The following is a 21,015-nucleotide window of genomic DNA, read 5'->3' as shown; positions in this document are numbered from 1 at the left end:
CCCCGTAGGGCTTCGGCTGGAGAAGAATCAATCCACCTGTGGGCTGCAAGCAGGCCAGGCCGTCGTCAAAGCCATTCGCTGCGTCAGCAATCTCACCCGGCCCGTTTCGTGGCTGGGGCCGGCATCCTCTGGCGTGCATCCACACACAAAGGGAACCCGTTGTTCCGCCGGCGGGCACCGGCACCGAATACCGTCGACCGCAAGCGGTCTCCTGGCACCTCGCAGCCTTGCGGGCCAAGGCGTCAGGAGACCGCTCGCGGATGGACGGAAGCACGTCAATCAGCGGAATCGCGGCGAGCGCGATTCGACGAAGCAATGACCTTCTCGCCCTGCAAGCCGTGATTGGTCTGTGCAGGACGCGCACACCGTTGCAGAAGGGAACGCGCGCTGGGGAGTCCCGCGGGGCGCGGGAGGTTTGCCCCGCCGTCCGCAAGAGCCGGCGTGGCAGAGGGAGACGTGGGCGTCAGTTCGCCTTGGGGCGCCGACGCCGCGGGCTGGGTGCGCCGTGCTTGCCTGCCGCGGCATCTTCGACCGGCTGCGTACCCTTGCAGTCCGGGTAGCGGCTGCACGACCAGAACGCGCCGCTCTTGCCGCTACGCTGGCGCATCGGGGCGCCGCACTGCGGGCAGTCCGGCGCGGGCGGCAGCTTGAGGTCTAGCGTGGCGCCGCGGTACTGCTGCACGAGTTGGGCGACCCAGCTCGATTGCTTGGCGATGAAGGTGTCCAGCGTCATCTGGCCGGCCTCGATCATGTCCAGTGCCTGCTCCCACGCCGCTGTGGTCCCCGGGTCGGCGATGGCCGCCGGCACGGCGTCGATCAACGTGAAGGCCGCATCCGACGCGCGGATGGCACGGCCTTTCTTCAAGAGATAGCCGCGGGCCAGCAGCCCGCTGATGATGTTGGCGCGCGTCGCCTCGGTGCCGATGCCCGTGGTGTCCTTCAGCTTCTGCTTCAGGCGCGGGTCGGTCACGAGCTTGGCGACGCCCTTCATGGCCTTGACCAGCTCGCCCTGCGTGTAGGGCTTGGGCGGCAGCGTCTTCAATGCCTTCAGCTCGACCTGACCGACTTGACAGGCATCGCCAGCCTTCAACGCTGGCAATACTTGGCCGCACCGTGCATCCTCTCCGTCCGTGTCGTCAAGGGCCGGCGCCGCCAGCACCTGGCGCCATCCGGCCGTCGCGATCTGCTTGCCCACCGCCACCAGCGACTGCCCGCCGCACGTGAGCTGCGCCACCGTCCGGTCAAACTCGTGATGCGGCAGGAACTGCGCGAGGTAGTGGGCGCGGATCAGCCGGTAGACGGCCAACTCCTTGTCGCTCATCGCCGAGAGATTGGCCGGCTCCAGCGTGGGGATGATGCCGTGATGCGCCGTGACCTTGCCGTCGTTCCACGCTCGCGAACGCTGCTGGCGGTCCAGGCGGTCGATCAACGGCCGCAGGCTGGGATCGGTCTTGACCAGGCTGTCGAGCACGGCCGGCACCCCGGCCAGCATGCTCTCGGGCAGGTAGCCCGAATCCGAGCGCGGATACGTCGTCGCCTTGTGCGTCTCGTACAGCGCCTGTGCAATGTCCAGCGTCTCCTGCACGTCGAGGCCCAACTGCTTGGAACACACTTCCTGCAAGGTGCCCAGGTCGAACGGCAGCGGCGGGCCTTCGCGCACGCGCTCGGTCTCCACCGACAGCACCTGGGCGGTGCCGGCCGCGCGCAGGCGTTCGGCGGACTGCTGCGCCACCGGCTGCTGCAGGCAACGGCCGGCTTCGTCGGTGCTACCCTGCGGCGGTGTCCAGCTTGCGACAAAGGTCTGGCCAGCATGCGACAGTGCGACCTCGATGGCCCAGAACGGCACCGAGACGAAGCGCGCGATCTCGCGATCACGGTCCACGACCAGCTTGAGCGTCGGCGTCTGCACGCGCCCGACCGATAGCACGCCGTTGTAGCCGGCCTGGCGGCCCAGCAGCGTGAACAGGCGGCTCAGGTTCATCCCGATCAGCCAGTCGGCGCGCGATCGGGCGAGTGCGGAGAAATACAGCGGCAGCGTCTCGGCGGACGGCTTGAGCGCGCCCAGCGCCTTGCGGATCGACGCATCGTTGAGCGCCGACAGCCACAGGCGCTGAATCGGCCCGCGGTAGCCGCATAGGTCGATGATCTCGCGGGCGATCATCTCGCCCTCGCGGTCGGCGTCGGTCGCAATCACCAACTCGCTCGCCTTGGCGACGAACTGCTGCACGACCTTGAATTGCGCTGCGGTCGCCGCCTTGGGCTCGACACGCCAACGCTCAGGAAGAATGGGCAGTTGCTCGATGGCCCAGCGCTTGTAGTGCTCGCCGTAACCTTCGGGCGGAACCGCCTCCACCAGATGACCGATGCACCAGGTCACGACGACACCGGCGCCGCTGTAGCAGCCGTTGCCGCGTTGACCGGCACCCAGCACACGGGCGATGTCCTTGCCCTGGGACGGCTTCTCGCACAGGAACACGCGCATGAAGCCTCCTTGGAAATGTGCGGGTCATCGGATGGGCGTCAGCTTGGCGGGACCGGGAGATGCCGGCAGCAAGGAAGCCGATTGATGCAGACACCGCTTTGTGATCGGCAGGCGGTCCGTTGGCGCAGCCGCAGGTGCTGGCACAGCAAGAGCGTCGTTTCGGGAGGGCGGCTGGAACTCCGTGGACGACCTTGGAGCTATCCCCTGGGGATAGCTGCTGGTGCATCGCGGGCGTATGACGGTTGCTACAACCGCCCTCGGGGGAACGGCGATGGGCGAACTACTGTCCGCCGGCCGGCTTGGCGCTGAGCGCCACCGACTCGATGCGGTACGGCAGGATGCCCACGCGCCGGGCCTCAACCTTGAAGGTCACCCGTTCGTTCTCGTCGGCGTCCTCCCATTCGTCGCGCACGGTGCGGCCCTCGACCAGCACCCGCATACCCTTCTGATACAGCGTCTTCCAATGATCGGCGTCGCGGTGCCACAGCTCCACCGGCGCCCAGAAGCCGCCGCGATCTTCGTACTCGCCGTCCTTCTTCGGGATCGGGTTGTCGAAATAGACGTTCAGGCGAAGCAGCCGGCGCGGCTCGTCGTTGCCGTTCGGGAATTCGCGGTAGTCCGGCGCAGAACCGATGTTGCCCTCGCCGACGAAGTGCGTGCTCATGGTGACTCCTTGGTGGTGGGTGGAACGGACGCGATACGCCCGTGGACGCGCCGCAGGTAAACCGCTTCGGCCTGCGCGGCCTTGTTGGCGCATTCCAGGGCTTGGCGAGCGATGCTGTGGGTCAGGCTGATCTGCATGTTCAGTACGATGCGCTGCAGTTCGATCGCGTACAGCTCGTCGATCAGCGAGCCCGGCGTTGCGGGGTTGGCCAGCAGGGCCTCCCACAACGCCACGCCCATGGAGGAACGGTCGAGGTTGCGCCAACGCAGGAAGGTCGTCCCTGCGCCAGTGGCCTGCTGGGCCAGTTGCACGTCGAGCAGGCTGAAGGGGTAGGCGCGTGCCTGGGGCAGCACACGCCGCTGCGCCAGGCCAATCAGGTCGTCGCGCAGCGCTGCGCACTGGCTGGCCCAGGTCTCCAGACGCCCCTTACCCTTAAAAGGCTGTAAAAGGCCTTTTAGGTAGGCCGCATGTTCCAGCCGCCGGAAGTCCGTCTGTTCCAGCGGAACGAAGCGCGCGGAAGGGGGCAATGCCGTCATGCCGCGGCATCCTCGTCTGGTGCCCCATCGGCTGCGCCATCTTTCGGTGCCAGCTTCACCGCATCGGCGGCAGGCGCCGCAGCCGGCGCACCGGGCCGGTTCGCCCGCCGTGCGATGGGTGGCGCAAAGCGCGAGCGCCGCGTGCCTTCCAGCACGTCCTGCGGCAGCTCGCCGAACTTCTCCAACGCAGCTCGCGCCGCCGCGTTCTTCGCCGCGAAGTCGTCGCGCGTCGTACCCGAGTAGCGGTACTGCTGGGCCAGCGAGAACAGGCTGCGCAGCGCGTGCGCACCATCATTGAGCCAGCGCTCCAAGGTGCTGCGGTCGATCAGCGCCGTGTGGTGCGCCAGGATGAGTTTGCGCGCCAGGTCGTCGTAGTCGGCCAGCAGGTACACCGCCATGAAGCCGAGTTGGGCATTCACGAACAGCGGCAGCTTCACCGGCTGCACGTTCATGTTATCGCCCAACGACAGCGCCGGGGGTACATCAGCCAGCGCCTGGTCCACCTGCTCGCGCAGCGCCTGCAGCGTGCTCTTGGTCTGCTCCAGCTTGTCTTCGATACGCAGCATCCAGAAATCGGAGTACGGATCGTCCTGCTCGGCGCCGCGCTTCATCTTGTTCATGGCGCTGATGAAGCCGTTGAGACCGATGATGCCGGCGCGTCCCTCGGTCGGCGCACGGCCGTGCCAGATGCGCGAAGCGTGATGAGTGTGCAGCGTCAGCGACATCGCGCTACGCAGCGACCCGAGATTCAATTGCAGGGGTTCATTGGCCATGGGTGACGACTCGCATTAACGGAACGAGTCGCCAGCATCGGCACCGACCGGAAGGCCGTCAGTCAACAAACCGCAATCGGCGTGCGCCTGGTTTGTCCGTGCCGGGAAGGCTGGCTGTCCCAGCTATCCCCTGGGGATAGCCTCGCGGCGGGTAGCGACGGCAAGCGCCGTCTGCTGTCCCAACTGTGCAATGAAACCTTCGAGTTGGCCGTCGGCGACACCGGCATGGCGGCCGGCGGCGATGTCGGCCCAGCCCATGCAAGCTGCTTCCTGCAGCGCCTTGAGTTTGGCTGCTTCAGGCTCCTTGGCATTCATGGTGAATCTCCAGTGAGGAAAACCGCCTTCACTCCCGTGCCGGCGGCCACTGCTGCGCGGCGTGCAACACGCGCAGGATGGACACCGCGCGGGTGTCCTCCATGTAGACCACGACGTAGTTCGCACGCACGACCATCTCCCGCGTGCCGGCCACGCGGCCAGGCCGGTAGAGCTTCGGGCGCTCCGGCAGCTTCGCGGCCTTGGCCTCGATGTCGTCCTTCAACCGCTGCGCGGCATCGGGGTTGTCGTCCGAGATGTAGTCAACAATCGCCAGCAGGTCGGCGCGGGCAGCTTGCCGCCACTCAAGTACGCGCACGCCGCTTCCTGTCGATCAGGGCCTGCGCCTCGTCCATGACCTGCTGGTGCGGCACCGGCGGCCGTGTGTCGGCCAGCGCCTCCTGAACCTTCGCCCGGAACCAGGCATCGTAGGCCTCCGGGTCGGCCGTGAGGCCAGCCGGCAGCGCGCCTTCCTTGACCACACGGGTCAGCAGGATGCGCACGGCGTCCGAAACGGTGAGGCCGACCCCGGCGAGCTTCTCGGCGGCATCGGCCTTGAGCTTATCGTCCACACGGATGTGCAGCATCGAAGTCTGTGCGGCCATCGTTACTTCTCCTGTTATGCATTAGCCCCTATTTTGTATCTCAATTGAGACCTTGGCAAGGGTGTAGCCGGATTGACCCGCCAGAAGGCTCCCTGTCCCAGCTATCCCCTGGGGATAGCTCGGCCGGTCACGGGTCGCGCAGGGCCGCCCGCAGCCGCGCCAGGTGGGCGCGCGCCACTTCGGGGGATACCGGCGGTGCCGATGGCGCCGGTGCCGGCGCGGGTGGACGGGAAGCAGGCGGCACCGTGGCGCTGTCGCCCGCCCAGGCCTTGAACTCCCCACGGATCGCCTTCTGGATGATGCCGAACAGGTAGCCAGCCGGGTTGCGCACCGAGCTGTTGCAGCAGCGCGCCTCCCATTCGTCCAGCACCGCCTGCCGCTGGGCTTCGTCCACCTGCCGCAAGGCCACCAGCGCGCCGGACTGCTGCTCGTGCTTCAAACGCTGGAAGCGGTCTGGCAGCCGCAGGTTCTGCAAGGCCCTCGCGCGCGGTACTGTACGTACTTCATTTATACGATCATTACGTACTGTACGGTCCTCCTTCGGAATCCGAAGAGAGCTATCCGGCGCGGGTTTCGGCCCTGCTTCGGATTCCGAAGACGGGCGCGCAGCATTCCGAAGAAGGGCTTCCTGGCCTTCTTCGGATTCGTGGTCCGCACCCTCCTGTGGATAACCTGGCGTCGTCCAGCCATGCTGCGCCATGCGCTGCGCCAGCACCTGCAATCGGGTCGGCAGCGTGCGGCCGCTGAGCAGTGGGTCTTCGGCAATCTCCTTGAGTGTGTTCATGCCCACGATCTGTACCGCCTTGGCGGCATGGGTCAGCGCCTGGCTGACCAGTCCGAGGTAGTCGGCATCGAGTTGCATCGCCTCGAAGGGCGACAGCGGTTCGTCGTGCAGCACGTAGAGGTTGCCTTGGATGCGGCCGGTCTTCGGGTCGCGCCGTCGTCGCACCAGGCTCAGCCAGCGCGTCAGCCGCAGCAGCGTCAGGGCGCGCGCCACAGTCTCGTGCGAGGCTTGTGCCACGCAGGGCATCGAGGCCAAGTAAGGGCGCAATTGGTCGTAGGTGGGAAAGGCGGTCACGCCGTCGTCGTTGATCTGCAGGCGGAACACCTGCCAGGCGTTGCGCTCCAGCGGTGTCAGGCGCCGGTCGAAAAGCAGCCTGCGCGGCACGCTCTCATGGCGGTTGCCGCTATAGAGGAATCCGTCGGCGGCCGGCGCGGTGCCCTGTGCCGGTTCCTGCGGCCCAAGGTGCCGCAGCGCCTCGTCGAACACCGCCGACAGCGCAACGGGGCCTTCGCGCCGTGGTGCGCCGCCCGTGGTCATGGCTACACCAGCCCCTGGTCGACCCAGTTCCGTATCGCCGACCAGATCACCGACATCGGCAGGCTCATGGCCTCGGCCAAGTCCATGGTCAGCGCCAGCATCGCCATGTCGTCGTTCAGTGCGATGTGTCGCTCCGTGATGCCGGCCTTCCAGCGTTCCCACAAAGCTACGTCCTGCGCCTCGTCGAGCACCGGATGCCGGCCCTTGCGCTTGGGCAGCCCGAGGATGTCGCGGCGCAGCGCCACTTCCTGATGCGTGAGGCCGTAGAACTTGCTGACCATCTCCGTGCTCGCCCCCAGGCGCAGCATGCGGTCCACCGTAGCGATCTCCCGCTCCACGTCGTGCACCTGGCTCAGCAGCCGCTTCAACACTTCCCGGTTCACCGACACCGAACACCACGACACCGTGGCATTCACCAGCATGCTCACGAGTTCGGGGTGCTTCAGCGCGTCCAGTTCCTCCTCGCCGAAGCCCATGGCCTTGCAGCGGCGCAACTGGCCGTTGCGCAGGTCATGCAGGGCCTGGGCGATCACGGCCTGGTTGAGTGGGTGCGGTGCCGACATGCGGGAGCCTCCTGCGCTCAGGAATCCTGGCTCGCTACGCCGGCTTCCAGATCCAGCAGCCGGCGCGCCAGGCGCAGCAGGCGGAACAGCTTCACCAGCGCAGCATCGCTCAGGCGTGTGGCCGAGCCGCCGTGGCCATGCAGCAGCGCCGCCAACTCGTCGGCCAGCAGTGCACGGTCCAAGCCGTTCGCGGTGGGTGGCGCCGAACTCAGCGCATCCAGCAGGGTCAGCACCGCCCTTGCGAATGCTGGCAGCGCCTTCGCGTGGCCCACGGCCGGCGCCGCGCAGACGAAGCCGATGCCACCGATGCTGGCCTCGATGTGGTCGGCGACGGCCGCTTCCTCGGCGATCTCGCGCGCGAACTGCGCAATGTGCACGCGCAGGCGATCCGGCACGTCCAGCCCCGGCTCGATGTACCAGACGTCCGAGATGGGAAAGAGCCCCCCGGCCTGCACGGGGATCGCACGCAGCGCGTCGGTCTCGAAGTCGGGCAAATTGTCTCCGAGCTGATCCGCGACCATCCGTTGGATGGATTGCAGGCGCTCGGTGGTCGGCGCCGGTGTCACGATGTGCCCTTGCAGGCGATCGTCGCGTGGTCCGTGCTGGTCCTCCAGCGCTTCGGACGATGCAGGCGGTGTCGCTGCTGGCGCTGAAGGCGCGACTGGCGTGGTGTCGCGCGGTACGGACGACCCGGGTGGCTGCTGAGGCTCGGAGACCGGTGCGGAAGTAGCAGCAGGCACGACAGGCGCTGCCGGAGGCGTCAGCGCCGCCGGATCGCTGGTCAGCGCACGCTGGCGGCTTTCGCTGTCGTCGATCTCCAGCGCTAGCGTGTCGTAGTCCGCCTCCAGCAGTTCGGCCATCTGGCCCGCCAGTTCGTCCTGCACCCGCTGCGGCGAGAAGTCATCCGGCTGCGTGTCGAACCCCGTCAGCACATCCTGAAACAGCGTGGCGAAGTCCACGGCCACCGTGCGGCCCAGCGCACGCCGCTCCCAGGTGCGCTCGCACGCCTTGCGCAGTACCGCGATCCGTTCCACCTGATGTCGTCCCAGGCCGCCGTAGAGCAGGTTCGGTATCGCCGGCAGCAGGTAGCGCACCGCATCGTTCATGCGGCTGATGTGTGACTGCGGCACCGGATAGCCGTCGGCCGTCAGCCGCCGCGCGAGTTCGCTCTGTGACAGCGCCTGGCCGCTTTCCTGCTCGTAGAACTCGCGCGCCTTCTCGATGGCCAACGCCCGCTCGATGAAGGTCAGCCCGCCACGCAGCTCGTTCTCGGCCAGATGCCCGGTCAGCGCCACGATTTCGCCGCGCGCCGGCCACGGGCGGAACAGGCACGCGATCCGGAAGAAGCGGTCTTCCCTGGTTTCGCTCCACAGTTCGCGCAGGATCGCCAGCCGCGTATTGCCACCGTTCCTGATGATGTAGTGCGCCTCGCCCGGCCGGCGCGTGATTGCGGGCGGTGCATCCAGCCCGCGCTCGCGGATCGAGGTCTTGATTTCCTCGTAGGCCGGGTTGCGCGTCACGCGTGGGTCATGTTCATAGGGGCGCAACTCGTCCAGCGTCACCACCATCGGTGTGTCGGCAATGGGGTCGGTCAAGACTGCGGCCGAAGGACCGCTGCGTTCGAAGCCCTTGGCCAGCAGCTTGACGGCCATGTCCTGCGGCGTCGGCTCAGCCATCGCTGCTCTCCCGAGATGCCGCCGGTGCCTGTCGATCGGCGCGGCGAAGCTGCGCGCGTGCGTTGCGGCTGGCACGGTGATCGCTCGCAGTCGAACTGGTGTAGATCGCGGCGCAGCCGGGCTTGGTGAACATCAGGTGCCCGCCGCGCGTGCGTTTCACGTGCCAGCCTTCGCCCAGCGCGAACTCGATCAGCGCGCGCAGCCGCGCATGGCCGCGGGCCAGTTCATGCGCGTTCGGCATGACTGGTTCCCCCTGCGCGGCCTCTGCCGGTAACGCACGCGAAGCGCTCCCGCCATGCCGGGAACAACTCGCCAGCCAGCGCACGCATCGTCTCCAACGCCGCAGGCGCAGTACGGCCCACTGGTTGCCGGTACTCGACGCGATGCACCGGCAGTCCTCGTGTTGCGGCACGTGGGTAGGCTTCGATGGCCGGGATGTCGGTGTTCAGGACCTGTATGCCAGCGTGCGCCTGGAACACTTGTCGCAGGGCCTGCTGGATCAGTCGGGCGTTCGACGAAACCGGATGCACGCGGTTGATGAGCAAGCGCAGCGGCGGTGGCTCGATGCCGAGGTGCCGATACGGAGCGATGTCCTCGATCAGTTGCAGCGTGCCGCGCCTCAGCTCACGCGCCGCCAGGATTTCCGGTGTCACCGGCGACAGCGCCAGGCTGGAGGCCAGTACCGCCATCTCCAGCAGCACACTGCGCGCTCCCTGGGTATCGATCAGCAGCAGGTCGTAGTGCGACGCCAGCGAGGGAAGCAGGTGACGCAGGCGCAGGCGCCCGTCGGGTGCATGCAGCAGCAGTGTGTTCAGTTCGCCGCGGTGGTCGTTCGACACCACCAGGTCGAGACCTGCCACAGCGGTCTGCGAAGCCAATTGCTCGATACGCTGCTCGTTGAAGGCCAGCATCTCGTAGATACCGGCAGGCGCATGCGTGCCGAGCGTGAAGTAGCTCGACAAGGTGGGCTGTACGTCCAGGTCCAGCAGCAGCACGCGCAGCCCTGCATCGGCGATGAAGCCGCCCAGGTTCGCCGCGGTGGTCGTCTTGCCGACGCCACCCTTGGTCGAAATGATGGATACCACCTGCATGGCGCGACTCCTCGTGGAAGGGATTCCGACGGAGCGCGGGCTCACGCCCGTTCCCTGAGTCGATCGGTGATCCACTGATCGATCTCCACCGAATCCCAGCCGATGGCGCGTACCCCGAGGCGCAGGGGCTTGGGAAACTTGCCCTCCTTGATCAGGTTGTAAATGTGGGCGCGCTTGAAGCCGGTCTTGGCCTCGACTTCCGCGCGGCGCAGGATGCGGTGTTCGTTCGGCGTCGCGGTGGCGATGGTCTGGGCAGTCACGAGGGGCACTCCTTGGCGCTGTGTAGCGGCGGTGATGGACGTGCCCCGTATTCGATAGCGCGGTTCCCGCGCAGTCACCGCAAGTGCAGGCTCGGCGTCTGCACTTGCAGTCAGCGGTCCTGGGTGGCGAGATGACGCCTGGCTGCCGAAAACTTCGCCCACAGCGTTCGCTCGCTGATCCCGGACTTGTCGCCGTAATGGGCAACCAGCGCACTGATGACCGATTCCAGCGTCTCGAAGGACGAATAGGGAACGCCATTGGGCGACTTGCCCAGCAGCAGGGTCAGAAGACCGCCAACGATGTTCAGGTAGGTGGACTCACTGCGGGCGCCCGGCACCCCGGAACGCTTCTCGCGCTCCGTGCGCGCCTGGTGCTCCTGGCTGAGCGCCTGGAACTGGGCATAGAGCGCATCCCAGGCTTGCACCCTGTCGGCAAGCTGGAGCTTCAACGCCTCGCGATCCATGACCAGTGCCTGCACCGCATCGACACTGACGGCCGGGTGCAGGTGACGCTCGAAGGCATCGAACAGGAAGGCCGGTCGCTGGTCGGGATAGAAACGGATCATCCATGCCTTCAGATCGACGTGGCGGATCGTGAGGCCAGGGTCATCGAGCAAGGCGGGATCGTTGCTCGTGAGGCCATCCTTGCCGTAGGGAAGGTCGAGATGCACCAGTGCGTCGTAGATCCGTTCCGCGTTCAGGCGAAGCTGTGGCCAGCGCGCCAGTTCGGGGTGCTCGGGCAAGCGGTTCATCCCCTTGGCGACATCGAGGATGCGGCGTTCGAAACGCGACAGCCCCGCCCACTGGATGGCTGCCTCGATCGGACGGTAGAAGACCTTGGCTTGGGGGCCGGATGAAGGCTTTCGCATGGCTGCTCCCTGGTAACAGGATTCAGGACATCTGTTTCCTCTCGTTGATTGGAATCGCTGCCGGGACGCGCCTTCACGGCGCGAGACGGTGGCGGCTTGGCTTGTGGGAAAGGCCAGGATGACGGATGTTCACCAGAGCAGCCGCCTGTCGATATGGCGCTTGTCCACCAGCACCGAGCCTCTGCGTGGCGGTATGCTTCAAGCGGTTGACTGCACATGGCAGGATGGCTCGATAACGAGGTTTTGCTACAGACGCCATCGCGGCGAAAGACGGATTCGGTCTTCTCGCGTTCGAGCCAGGGCGATACCGGCGTGCAAGACAGCGACGGTCTATCAGCAGACGCAGTGCAGGCGGAAACAGGTGTGGCGATGCCGCCTCGACGGGGTGCGGCGAGATTTGGGGCAAGACGCGAGGGGTCTTCCCCCAGATCGACAAAGCATGACGCCCCGTTTCTCTCACGTGCGTAGGAGCCGTTTGGTGGCTCCTGCGAACAATCGAGCGGTGACGAGGTGAGATCACCTGCCGGATTTCATCGGGAGTTGGCAGCCCGGTGATACCTCTCACGAACAGGACGGCTGGCAATGGCGCAGCGCGGTCACCAGAACTGCAAGGGCAGACATGGACTGGGTTGACTGACCCCCATTTTTGCATTCAAATATGAATGCTTATTTCGAAAATAACTTCATATTTGAGGCCCTAAAAGATGTCTTCTTCCGAGCAAAAGCGCTCCGGTGCGCAGGTGGCGATGCCGCAGCCTGTCGCGCGCGCGCTGCGCCGCCTGGGGCAGGACATCTCGGCGGCGCGGCGCATGCGCCGCCTCAGCCAGGAAGACCTTGCTCAGCGCATCGGCACGTCCCTGAGCACCGTCCGGCGCATGGAAGATGGCTATCCCGGCACCGCGCTGCACACCTTCCTGCGCGCGCTGCACGTGCTGGGCCGGCTCGATGACCTGGCCCAGGCGATGACCCTGGAGAACGATGCGCTCGGCATGGAACTGGTGCGGGCGCAGTTGCCGCAGCGGGTACGCACCTCTGCCGGCAGGAAGCGGCAGGCAGCGCCCGTCGTCGACAAGGGCGATGCGCCCGCGCCTGCCGATGACCTGGAGGGCTTCTGATGGCAACGCCTCGGCCCGCACGACGTCCGGACCTCGAAGTCCACCTGGGGGCGAGCGGCTTGGTCGTGGGGCGCCTGCATCTTGGCAGCGGCCGGCGCAGCGCGTTCAGCTATGACGAAGGCTGGCTGCGGGATGCCCGGTTCTTCACGCTGTCGCCCGACCTCCAGCCGGTGGCCGGCGTGCAACATCCCCGGCAGGTGTTCTTCCTCGCGCTGGAGGACACCGCGCCCGACGCCTGGGGCGAGCGCGTGATCCGGCGCGCCCATGCGAAGCTGCGGCAGGAGGACCGCGACACGCCTGCATTGGACCCGGTGGACTTCGTGATGTGGGTGGACGACGAGGCGCGCATCGGCGCGCTGCGCCTGTTCGATCCGCACTCTGGCGCCTACCTGCGCGCCGGAGGAGCGAACCGGCACGTACCGCCACTGGTGGAACTGGAGAAGGTGCTCCACGCGGCCCGCGCCCTGGAAGACGGAACGGAAAGTGCGCAGGACCTGCGCTACCTGCTGGGGCAAGGCACGTCGCTGGGTGGTGCCCGGCCGAAGTCCACGGTGCGGGACGCTGACGGACGCCTGGCGGTCGGCAAGTTTCCCAGCCAGGCGGACCGGCGCGACGTGATCCGGGGCGAAGTGCTGGCCATGCAACTGGCGGCCAGGGCCGGCATCCGCGCGGCGCCGGCCCGCGTGGAAATGATCGGCGGCACGGCGGTCGCCGTCATCCGGCGTTTCGACCGCACCGACGACGGCGCTCGCATCCCCTACGTGTCGGCCGCGACGATGCTCCAGTCCGATGGCCGCGATGCGACGCATGCCTACACCGAACTGGTGGATGTGCTGCTTCAGTCGGGCGCCGATCCGATCGCCGACATCCATGAGCTGTGGCGGCGGCTGGTCCTCAATTTCCTGATCTGCAATACCGACGACCACCTGCGCAACACCGGCTTCCTCTACGACGCGCGCCGGCGCGGCTGGCGCCTGTCGCCGGCCTTCGACCTGAACCCGATGCCGGGCGACCGTCGCGAGAGCAAGACCTGGCTGACCGAGGACACCGGCGTCATCGACAGCCGTGACATGCTGATGGCCGCCGCGTCGTATTTCAGGCTGGATGCTGCGCAAGCGCAGGCGATCTGGAACGAAGTGGCCCAGGCCGTGGCGGGCTGGCGTGCAGTGGCCCGGGGATTGGGCATGCGCGGTACCGACCTGCTGGATTTCGAGCCGGCGTTCGTCGAATCGACCACGCCCTGACGACATCGGCAGGACATACCGCTACGGCCGAGAATCGTCCTGGACTGTTGTCGCCAACGCCGCGCATAGCCAGCGATAGCTGATGCGTTCCTGTTCCAGCCGCAGCTGTGGCCGGATTCGGTCATGACGCAAGTCGTCGTAGAGAGCGGCCTCCTCATCGACCAGTCGGGACAAGGGCAACGTATGGCGTTTGTCGAGGGGCTCGTCACCCCATTGAAGTGCGTGGGCCATCAGGGTGGAGCGGTCCATGAGGAACGAAGCGGCTAGCGGGAAATACTTGCGCAGGCTGTCCAGAATGGCAAAGCCATGGGTATCGATGTCTCCCCAGTAGTGCAGAGAGGCGCGATGCAGCCAGTTGGCTCGGGCGAGCGCTCCCCAGCCATAGCCGGCACCGAACACGACGATGGCACTGGAGACCGGTGGGAACGCTAGGAAGTTCACCTCGTTTTCGGTGATGAACACACGCTGCGCAGGCAAGGTGAGCGTGGCGAAGCTATCCTCATCCAGGGTGATGTCGGTCAGTCCGGTGCAGCCGGGAAGCTGGGGCAGTTGCGGATCGAGCAAGCGCAGGCGGATGCGAACGGGCTTCTCCAGAAAACCGTAGCGACGGGCAAACCCGGCCATCCCGGTAGCAGCGTGGTCGATGGCTTCCGTCGGCAAAGCCAGATCCAGCCACTGAGCCAGCGTACCGCGATGGGCTTCGATGAATTTGCTGTCCACGCCCGGCGCGTCAACCTGCCGAAGATAGACGCCTGGGCGCGGATGGGCTTGCACCCAGGCCACCACGGCCAGCAGGCGTGGCCAGTGTTCGGCCAGCGCCAAAGTCTGCAACGGCGATCTTTGCAGCCATGCCAGCAGTGTGGGTTGCGCTTCGGCAGTTTGCTGCCAGAGCGCCTGGAACCGGCGGGCATCGCCGGTCTTGCCGATCATCGCCAGTGCATCGTCCAACGTATCGATCCACAGCGTGTCCGGCAGGCGCTGCCGGCCCTGCACCCGGTGCATCCACTCGCGCCATTCGATGCGCACGCGCGGCATGGCGCTGATCTCCCGCACCCAGCCGCGCACGGCATCGAAACGGTTGCTGAGATCGGCGGCGGACGGCGACTTCAGCGACAGCCGCAATGGCCAATTCAGTGTGTCACCGCCGACCACGGTACGCAGCAGTTCGCCGCGCTGCCACAGCCGTTCGACCTGCGTGCGCAGATCGGTGGGCTGGCTCCAGGTCATGGGGCGGCTCCCGTGGCAGCAGCCTTCTGCGCACGATACTCTTCAATGCTCAGGTTGCGCAGCCGCGACTCGCGGCCGCCTTCGTTGTGCACGAAGCCGACGCTGGACACGTAGGGCTCGATGATGTGGATCTTTTGCAGCGGCGTAATGATCAGCAGTTGCAGGTTGAGCTGGCGGAACAGTTCCAGCCCATACTGGGCCGATTCATCCGAGCCGCGCCCGAAGGCTTCGTCGATCACGACAAAACGGAACGAGCGCGAGCGCACCGCCCCCCATTCCAGGCCGAACTGGTAGGCCAGGCTGGCGGCCAGCACGGTATAGGCCAGCTTCTCCTTCTGCCCGCCGGATTTGCCGCCGGAGTCGGAGTAGTGTTCGTGCTCGGCATCGTCCTCGCGCCAGCGCTCGCTGGCGGAAAACAGGAAGCCGTTGCGCACGTCGGTCACCTTCTGCATCCAGCGCCGGTCGATCTCGGCCAGTCCCTCGCGCCCCCGGAAGCGGTCGATGATGGCTTTGACCTGCAGAAATTTGGTCTCGGAATACTGTTCGTCTTCCGAGCCGCTCAGCGCTCCTTCGGTGCAGGCACGCAGATCCTGCAGGAAGTCGCGGATCTCCGCATCGGGGCTGGGTTGCGCCAGCAACCGGATGTAGCGTCCGGGGTTGTAGTCGATCACCTGCAAGGATTGGTTGATGACATCGACCCGCTCCTTGATCGTTTCACGCTCGCGCGCGAGCTGGGCGTTGAAATTGGCGATCTCGTTGATGGTATTGACGTTGAGCAGTTCCTTGAAACGCGCTTCGAAGCGCGGCAGGTCGTCGTGCTGCAAATCCTTCATCAAGCGCTCGAACTCGGGCAGCGCGGCCAGGCTGATGTCGATCTCGGCGGTCTCTGCCTTGAAGGCCTCCTTAAAACCGCGCATGGCGTTGATGATGCGTTCGGTCAGGCGTGAGAGACGCTTGTCTTCGGCATCGATGCGCGCCTGCAAGCCATTGCGCACGTCCTGTTCGCGGTTGTCGCAGGATTCCACCGTGAGCTGGTGGTCGCCCAGGACTTCGGCGCGCCAGCCCTCAAGAGATTGCAGCAACATGTCGTCGAGTGCGGCTTGCGTCTGGATTTCGAGAGCCTGCGCATGCTGTGCCTGGGCAGTTTCGTGTTTGCTGCGAATTTCTCCGCGTTTGCCTTGTGCCTCGCCAAGATCGCCTTCGATCTCCTTCAGGCGATCAACGACCTGCGCCAGTTGGCTTTCCAGTTCCCGCAGGGTATCGGAGGCCGCCTTGAGGCGGTCGCGTTCCTCGGTCAGCCGGGCAATCTCGCGTGCCGGTGCCTGCCAGTCGATCTCGCTGTAGCGGGTGAAGACTTCGAGCTTGGCCAAGGCCTCCAGTTGCGCCTGGCATTGCCCGCGCAATCGCTGTGTGTTGGCAATGCGCAGACCGATGTCGCCCAGTCGCTGTTCCAGGCCTTCACGTTCGTCACGCAAGGTCCGCAGCTTGTCGGCGTTGCTCCAGCCCAGCACGTAGCGACTGCGGTCGTCGATGCGGCGGCGGTCGTCCTTTTCGTGGCGTCCGCTCGGGTCCTTGATCTGTCCGGCGCGGGTGATGGCTCGGGTCTCGCGGCGGAACTGCTCGGTGTTGTCGCAGCAGGCCAGGTCGAAGCGGTGGTGCAGTTCGCGTTCAAGCCAGTCGTAGTACGGCGTGTCGGGCTTGATGAGCAGCTTGCGCACCAGCGATTGGGGGTGCAGGCTAATGGCCTGAGTAGGCTTGCGCGCACGCACGTGGAAGTACACCAGCCGCGTGCCCAGGTGCTGGCGTTCCACCCAATCGGCCACGTCCTTGTAGTGCGCATCCGGCACCAGCAGGGACAGGCCGAAGCCATGCAGCAGGCGTTCGGCCGCGCCCTCCCAGTCGCGTTCGTCCTCGCGCACCTGGATCAGTTCACCGGCAAAGGGCAGGTCTTCCTCGGCGATGGACAAGGCGGCGCACAATGCGTCGCGGATGCGTACCTGGGCCGCATCGATATTGCTTTTTCGACGCGCAAGGCTGTCGATCTCGTCGCTGAGCGCTTTGTGTTCTTCCTGACCCCGCCGCAGCGCATATCCGTCTTCATTGATCTGCGTATCGTGGTCCGCAATGCTTGTGCGCAGCGCTTCGGCGTGTTCTCCGATGGTGGATCTTTGTGTCATGAAAGCAGCTTCGTCTCCCGGCGCTGCTTCTCCAATGCGCGTCAATAGCGTGGTGTAGGCGTCCGCTTTCTCCTGCCGTTGCTGTTTCTCTGCCTCCTGCTGCTGAATGGCGGCAGCGAGTTGTTGCAGCCGGTCGCCGCCGTTCTCGCGCAGTGCGCCTTCGAGCTTCCCCTGCTCGATTCGGGCGTTGTCTCGTTGCTCTCCCAGTTGCTTGATGCGGGCGTCCCAGCGCGTCGCATCCTGAGTCAACAATTCCAGGCGCCTCTCCAGCAGTGCTGCCTTCAAGCCGGCGAAGTACGGGCGTAATGCATCGCGTCCTTCGCGCAGCGCCTGGATCTCGGCGGCGATTTGCCCGTGGCGAAGGCCATCCTCCACCAGCGGCGTCAACAACTCGATCTGCCGCTTGGCCTTGAGTACCGACTGGTGGGCGCGGTCGAGGTCATCGAAATGGCCGAGCAGTGCCTCGATGCGCCCCCCCACGTCGAACGGTTCGAGCATATGGCTGCGCACGAAATCGGTCAGATTGCCAACCGATTTCATGGAAACCGTCTGATGGAACAGCTCCAGCGCCTGCTCGTGCTCGATGCCGAAGCGGCGGCGGAACCAGGCGCCGTAGGGCGGGAAGCTGTCATTCAGTTCGCAGCCCATCGCGCGCAGCTTCTTGCGCAGGCCGTTAATGTCGCTGCCGAATCCGGAAAAGTGCTCGGTGATGGACAGTTCCCGCTCTACAGTCACGAACAAGCGCGCGGGCTGGCCCTGTGGTTCGCGAAACCAGAAGACTTGCGCCAACGTGACCGCCTGGCCGTAGCCTTCGTTACGGAAGACACCCAGGATCACGCTGTAGCTAGTGGTGTCGCGTAACGCCACCGGGCGGGCGCTGCCGGTGGTTTCGTTGCGCTCGCTCTTGTAATGGCCCAGCACGTAGGACCGCAGTGATCGCTCACGCGTCTCGGCGCCTGCGGCCTTGTTGTAGGCGATGCGTTGCGCTGGCACCAGCAGCGTGGTGACGGCATCGACCAGGGTGGATTTGCCCGAACCGATGTCGCCAGTGAGCAGGCCGTTACGCCCATCGAGTTCATAGCGCCAGACGCGCCGGTCGAATGTGCCCCAGTTCAGAACTTCCAGCCGCTGCAGGCGAAAGCCGACGCGGCTGTCGTCGGCCACGAAATCGAGCTCCTGTGGCGAAAAATCGTTCATCGGCCAGCTTCCTTGTCGCGATCGGCACCTGATAATGCGGTGCGATAGCCCTCCAGGCGCGCATCGAAGTCGGCCAGCCACTGTGCATCGACGAACGCCTTGAGGATGCGCCGCACCTCGTAGCGAGGTGCCTGCTGAGCTGCGCCGGCAACGGGCTTGAGCTTGCGCAGATACCCCAGTTCCACCACCTTGGTGATGGTCGAATCCACTTGGTCGACGAGGCGCGCCTCGTTGGTGCCGTCCGGCAGGAACACGCGCATCAATTCGGCGATATCCTCGCGCGACAGCACCAGCCGGGTATCGCCGCCGCTGGCGTCGGATTCGGCCAGGCGCTTGCGCAGCAAGGCCAACATCAGGCTGACCGGGTAGGACAGCGGCCGTCGCGCGATCAGGCGCGGCGGACGGGGTGTGGCGTCCACATCCTCCGGCTCCGGCTGGCTTTTGAGGAAGGCGTAGCCCTCGGCTTCGTCCAGCACCAGATCCAGCAACAACACCGCCGCCTGCTCCCGTACACGCGCCTGCAGGCTCAGCAGACTGGCCCATAGGCGCTCGTCGTCCTGGCGGTACAACACGCCTTTGAGCAAATGCACCATCAGTTGCGAGAGTTCCGCTACAACGGGCGGGAGCGACTCGGTACTGCCTTCTGGATCATCCTGATGCATATCGTTCATGGGTCTTCGCTTTATCCGTCGCAGTTTGCATCAACGCGCAAAAATCACGCGTGGCATTCGCGCCCGCCGTCGTACCGTGGAGCCATCGCTGTCCTGCATGGCCCATTCGATGATCTCCTGCACATCGTCATCCACCGTGGCCCTGAGGCCATCCAGCCAGCGGCTGCCCGCGTGGGCCAGTTCCAGCCAGGTGACCAGTTCGGCCAATCCCTGTTGCAGCGGCTGGGTCTCCAGCAACGCGCGCAAGCTGATCTGCGACTGCTGCCGCAATGCCTGCCGCAGGGCCTCACGCAGGCGGGTCTTGTCCACGACGTGCTGGTCGAACAGGCGTGCGGTGTCGATGTCGTCGTCACCGTCCTCAAGGACCAGTTCCGCCAGGCGTGGTTTGGCATGGAGCGCAAACAGGGGGCGTTCCTGCGGCAAGGCGATGTCCGCGCCCATCTCGTCGAGGCGCATCACGTCGCCGGCCGGCGGCATGTCGCGCAAGGCCAGCGCCTGGGTCTCGATGCCGTGCAAGAGTTCGAGGATGCGGCGGTTTTCCTGGAAGGCCCGGTCATCCAGGAAGCGGCGCAGTTGTTGCGACAACTGCGCTACCGTGCGCTGGGTATGTTCGCCCGCTTCCAGCCAATCGTGGTGCACCCGGCGGGTGCGCGGCTCCGGCTTGAGCGCAGCCACGGCGGGCAAGCCGAGGATCTGGTCGAGCCGTGCGGACAGTTCTTCCTGGCGACGGCTGGACATCAGGAAATCCCAGAATGCACGGAAGCTGCGGCCCTGGTCGGAATCCCCGATGGCGTCGCGCTCGCCCATGACCTCGTCGAGCAGTGCCCCCTTGCTGCCGTCCCACAACGCGATCTTCTCGCGGACGCTGCGGTCGAGTTGGCGGAAGTTGTGTTCCACCTGGCGGAAGTCGCTCAGCAGTTCGCGCGCCAACTGCTGGAATTGCAGGAAGCGATCCTTGATGGCCGTGTCATCCATGAGCGGCACGTCGCCGGACAGGACGCGGCCGATCTCGGCGTCGATCTCGTCGCGCTTGCGGCGCAGTTCCTCCAGGCGCCTGGCTGGATCGGCCTCGCTTCCGGTGCTGATCTGCTCCAGCAGCGCGAACAAGGTCAGCAGGCGAGATTCAGTGCCGACGAAAGGCCGTTCGGTCAGCGATACCAGCCAGGCGATGGCTTTTTCGGTGGCGGGGGTGAGATCGAACTGGGCTTCGTCGGTGCCGGGCTTGTAGAACTTGCGCAGCCAGCCCTTGTCCGGCGCGCACCAGTCATTCAGGTATTCAGTTGCGGCTTTCGGATACACCTCTGCACCGAGCTGTTCGCGCAGGGCAAACAGCTCATCTTCCAGCATTTCGGCCAGATCCGCTTCGCTCGTCAGCCGCACGTTCGGTGCAACGAACACCCGGTATAGGAAGCTTGCTACCAATGGCGCATGTGGCGAGGCCAGCAATCGCCATGCAGGATGCCGATCGCGGTATGTGGTGAGTGTGAGGTGGTCGAGTGCCATGATGGGCTGCCTTATCCGAGCCGTTCGTTGACAACGACGTCTCGATCCGAATGCACGGATCGGCTTGCCCGGAAAGCGCGAATCAAGGCGGCGTGGTCACTCATGCGAAACCGCCTCCAGGTAAGGACGCATGACATTTGCGACCCGGCAGACCTTGGCATGGCGCCATAGGTCATCGGCTGAAGCCTTGCGTGTCTTCCAGGCAGCCTTCAGCGCCTCAATGGCCACGTCCAGGCCGATCTGGTTGCGGTGCTTGAAGCAGTCCGCCACGGTTTTGGCGGCACTGTAGATCCGCAGTCTGGCGCCATCGCGTTCGTGCTCATCAATGCCCAAGGCATAGGCATCACCCGCCATCTGCACCATCTTGATCGGCGGGTGCTCGATACGTGGGGTGTGGCTGCCACGAGGCATGGCAATCCAAACTTGGCGAGGCAGTTGCGTGGTCAGTTCGTGGAACTGGAGTGCCGTCAGCAAGCAGAACACGGCTTTGGGAACCTTGACTGCAATCGTGGCGAGGTCCTCCTGCTCGGACATGGGGTTGCCTGGCAAACGGTAGAGGCCGCGCCCGACACGCTCCAACTGCCCGGAAGTGGACAGACGTGTCAGCACCACCCGCGGCGCGCCGATGGTGTCCAAGTCGCTGGTGCGCAGAAAGCCCTGCTTGTGGAGCAGGGCAAGAGCGCGCTGGGCATGTGAGGATCTTTCCATTGCCCCAAAGATGTTCCTTGA

21 protein-coding genes are annotated in these 21,015 nt (G+C 65.6%); 2 read left to right on the top strand and 19 right to left on the bottom strand.

The features are described 5' to 3' along the window. Positions 1-463: 463 nt before the first annotated feature. The 14 genes from CDO46_RS07125 to CDO46_RS07060 all read right to left on the bottom strand — a co-directional run bounded on the left by CDO46_RS07125 (position 464) and on the right by CDO46_RS07060 (position 11,152). Positions 464-2,482 carry a DNA topoisomerase III gene (locus CDO46_RS07125; RefSeq protein WP_087837849.1) on the bottom strand — a complete coding sequence of 673 codons (2,019 nt, stop codon included), beginning with the start codon at positions 2,480-2,482 and terminating at the stop codon, positions 464-466. A 280-nt stretch (positions 2,483-2,762) separates the two neighbouring features. Beyond that, positions 2,763-3,146 carry a single-stranded DNA-binding protein gene (locus CDO46_RS07120; protein WP_013721963.1) on the bottom strand — a complete coding sequence of 128 codons (384 nt, stop codon included), beginning with the start codon at positions 3,144-3,146 and terminating at the stop codon, positions 2,763-2,765. Further along, positions 3,143-3,682, bottom strand: coding sequence for a DUF3158 family protein (locus tag CDO46_RS07115; RefSeq protein WP_087837848.1), 540 nt, complete (start codon positions 3,680-3,682; stop codon positions 3,143-3,145). Before CDO46_RS07115 ends, CDO46_RS07120 begins: the two co-directional genes overlap by 4 nt. Next, a complete protein-coding gene (locus CDO46_RS07110; protein ID WP_087837847.1) occupies positions 3,679-4,455 on the bottom strand; it encodes a PFL_4669 family integrating conjugative element protein in 777 nt (258 codons plus the stop codon). Before CDO46_RS07110 ends, CDO46_RS07115 begins: the two co-directional genes overlap by 4 nt. Positions 4,456-4,578: 123 nt before the next feature. Continuing rightward, positions 4,579-4,770, bottom strand: a complete 192-nt coding sequence (locus CDO46_RS07105) for a hypothetical protein (protein WP_087837846.1) — start codon at positions 4,768-4,770, stop codon at positions 4,579-4,581. Positions 4,771-4,798: 28 nt separating this feature from the next. Further along, a complete protein-coding gene (locus CDO46_RS07100) occupies positions 4,799-5,086 on the bottom strand; it encodes a type II toxin-antitoxin system RelE/ParE family toxin (RefSeq protein WP_020651212.1) in 288 nt (95 codons plus the stop codon). After that, positions 5,073-5,372 (bottom strand): type II toxin-antitoxin system RelB/DinJ family antitoxin, encoded by a 300-nt coding sequence (locus CDO46_RS07095; protein WP_009618210.1) that lies wholly within the window; start codon positions 5,370-5,372, stop codon positions 5,073-5,075. The genes CDO46_RS07100 and CDO46_RS07095 overlap by 14 nt, the downstream gene beginning before the upstream one ends. A 127-nt stretch (positions 5,373-5,499) precedes the next feature. Then, a complete protein-coding gene (locus CDO46_RS07090) occupies positions 5,500-6,693 on the bottom strand; it encodes an STY4528 family pathogenicity island replication protein (RefSeq protein WP_087837845.1) in 1,194 nt (397 codons plus the stop codon). A gap of 2 nt (positions 6,694-6,695) precedes the next feature. Next, positions 6,696-7,256: a DUF2857 domain-containing protein gene (locus tag CDO46_RS07085; protein WP_087837844.1), complete on the bottom strand. Its 561-nt coding sequence runs from the start codon at positions 7,254-7,256 to the stop codon at positions 6,696-6,698. A gap of 17 nt (positions 7,257-7,273) precedes the next feature. Next, a complete protein-coding gene (locus CDO46_RS07080; protein ID WP_087837843.1) occupies positions 7,274-8,932 on the bottom strand; it encodes a ParB family protein in 1,659 nt (552 codons plus the stop codon). Next, positions 8,925-9,173 carry a hypothetical protein gene (locus CDO46_RS07075; RefSeq protein ID WP_087837842.1) on the bottom strand — a complete coding sequence of 83 codons (249 nt, stop codon included), beginning with the start codon at positions 9,171-9,173 and terminating at the stop codon, positions 8,925-8,927. Before CDO46_RS07075 ends, CDO46_RS07080 begins: the two co-directional genes overlap by 8 nt. Then, positions 9,157-10,023 carry a ParA family protein gene (locus CDO46_RS07070; protein WP_087837841.1) on the bottom strand — a complete coding sequence of 289 codons (867 nt, stop codon included), beginning with the start codon at positions 10,021-10,023 and terminating at the stop codon, positions 9,157-9,159. Before CDO46_RS07070 ends, CDO46_RS07075 begins: the two co-directional genes overlap by 17 nt. Before the next feature lie 41 nt (positions 10,024-10,064). Next, positions 10,065-10,283, bottom strand: coding sequence for an AlpA family transcriptional regulator (locus tag CDO46_RS07065; protein WP_009461157.1), 219 nt, complete (start codon positions 10,281-10,283; stop codon positions 10,065-10,067). A 110-nt stretch (positions 10,284-10,393) separates the two neighbouring features. Next, complete coding sequence (locus tag CDO46_RS07060) at positions 10,394-11,152, bottom strand: hypothetical protein (protein WP_087837840.1); 759 nt, start codon at positions 11,150-11,152, stop codon at positions 10,394-10,396. Positions 11,153-11,856: 704 nt separating this feature from the next. On the opposite strand from CDO46_RS07060, the gene CDO46_RS07055 reads away from it, so the two are divergent. Further along, on the top strand, positions 11,857-12,267 hold the full coding sequence (locus CDO46_RS07055) for a helix-turn-helix domain-containing protein (RefSeq protein ID WP_027350494.1): 411 nt from the start codon (positions 11,857-11,859) through the stop codon (positions 12,265-12,267). Then, on the top strand, positions 12,267-13,511 hold the full coding sequence (locus CDO46_RS07050; protein ID WP_087837839.1) for a type II toxin-antitoxin system HipA family toxin: 1,245 nt from the start codon (positions 12,267-12,269) through the stop codon (positions 13,509-13,511). Before CDO46_RS07055 ends, CDO46_RS07050 begins: the two co-directional genes overlap by 1 nt. Positions 13,512-13,532: 21 nt before the next feature. Here CDO46_RS07050 and CDO46_RS07045 read toward each other — a convergent pair whose 3' ends face one another. From CDO46_RS07045 to CDO46_RS07025, 5 genes are all read right to left on the bottom strand, one after another. Continuing rightward, the gene (locus CDO46_RS07045; RefSeq protein ID WP_043223293.1) at positions 13,533-14,738 is read right to left on the bottom strand and encodes a DUF3322 domain-containing protein; all 1,206 of its coding nucleotides are present in this window, start codon (positions 14,736-14,738) and stop codon (positions 13,533-13,535) included. After that, complete coding sequence (locus CDO46_RS07040) at positions 14,735-18,112, bottom strand: ATP-binding protein (protein ID WP_087837838.1); 3,378 nt, start codon at positions 18,110-18,112, stop codon at positions 14,735-14,737. The genes CDO46_RS07045 and CDO46_RS07040 overlap by 4 nt, the downstream gene beginning before the upstream one ends. Beyond that, positions 18,109-18,783 carry a DUF4194 domain-containing protein gene (locus tag CDO46_RS07035; protein ID WP_043223286.1) on the bottom strand — a complete coding sequence of 225 codons (675 nt, stop codon included), beginning with the start codon at positions 18,781-18,783 and terminating at the stop codon, positions 18,109-18,111. The genes CDO46_RS07040 and CDO46_RS07035 overlap by 4 nt, the downstream gene beginning before the upstream one ends. Positions 18,784-18,813: 30 nt before the next feature. Next, positions 18,814-20,286: a DUF3375 domain-containing protein gene (locus CDO46_RS07030; RefSeq protein WP_043223284.1), complete on the bottom strand. Its 1,473-nt coding sequence runs from the start codon at positions 20,284-20,286 to the stop codon at positions 18,814-18,816. A 96-nt stretch (positions 20,287-20,382) separates the two neighbouring features. Beyond that, positions 20,383-20,994 carry a type IV toxin-antitoxin system AbiEi family antitoxin domain-containing protein gene (locus CDO46_RS07025; RefSeq protein ID WP_027350488.1) on the bottom strand — a complete coding sequence of 204 codons (612 nt, stop codon included), beginning with the start codon at positions 20,992-20,994 and terminating at the stop codon, positions 20,383-20,385. Positions 20,995-21,015: the final 21 nt, after the last annotated feature.

It is taken from the genome of Pigmentiphaga sp. NML030171, from assembly GCF_002188635.1.
GTDB classification, from domain to species: domain Bacteria; phylum Pseudomonadota; class Gammaproteobacteria; order Burkholderiales; family Burkholderiaceae_B; genus Pigmentiphaga; species Pigmentiphaga daeguensis.
The sequence above is the reverse complement of the archived record's forward strand: the minus strand, read 5'-3'. Positions and strand labels throughout refer to the sequence as shown.